Source organism: Pseudomonas fluvialis, from assembly GCF_002234375.1.
Taxonomy (GTDB): domain Bacteria; phylum Pseudomonadota; class Gammaproteobacteria; order Pseudomonadales; family Pseudomonadaceae; genus Aquipseudomonas; species Aquipseudomonas fluvialis.
Genome location: NZ_NMQV01000062.1, coordinates 1 through 644, shown reverse-complemented (window position 1 = coordinate 644; position 644 = coordinate 1). Strand labels below are relative to the sequence as shown.

Here is a 644-nt window from a genome sequence, read left to right as displayed (position 1 = left end):
CGGAAAAACCGCCCGCTGCGCGTGCGTATCGGCAAAGGTAGCCGCGCCCTGCCGCTGCTCGCTGCGCTGCTGCCCAAACGGCTGTTGATGCGCGTGCTGCAACGCCGCTTTGCCCTCGACAAGCGGCTGAGCTGAGCCATGCCAACCCGTCATGCAGCGCTGCTGCACTATGTGCTGGGCGCCCTGGCCGCAGTAATCCTGCTCAACCTCGGCGTGCGCGGTCTGCTCCGCGTGGGTGGCTTCACGGCCACCCTGCTGGTGGCCCTGCTGACCGCCGGCGGCCTGCGCCTGCTCTTTCAGTGGCGCCAGCAACGCGCACCGAATGGCGCTGAAATCATCCGTCTCAGCCTGGGCTACGCCCTCGGCCTGGGCGCTCTGTATCTGGGCCTGTACCTGCTCATGTGGTTGCAGGATGCCCCCGGGCACATGGGCCAGCTGCTGTTCCTGCTGCACTACCTGATCTATCCGGCCTGCATGGGCATTCTGCTGCGCGCGGGGCATCGCTGAGCCGCCTGTTGCCGGCGCCGGCACTGTGCAAAAATGTCCGGCTGAATTGGCCCGCGACCCTCACCATGCCGCTCTCTGATTGCCTGCCGGACAGCTCCTACTGATGCCTGCCGATATCCAGCAACTGCGCAGCAACG

At 66.3% G+C, this 644-nt stretch carries 1 protein-coding gene; it reads left to right on the top strand.

The window, feature by feature from the left end; all coding sequences use genetic code 11:
* Window positions 1-138: 138 nt before the first annotated feature.
* Window positions 139-507 carry a hypothetical protein gene (locus CFY91_RS15680; protein ID WP_093987299.1) on the top strand — a complete coding sequence of 123 codons (369 nt, stop codon included), beginning with the start codon at window positions 139-141 and terminating at the stop codon, window positions 505-507.
* The last annotated feature ends 137 nt before the right edge of the window (window positions 508-644 follow it).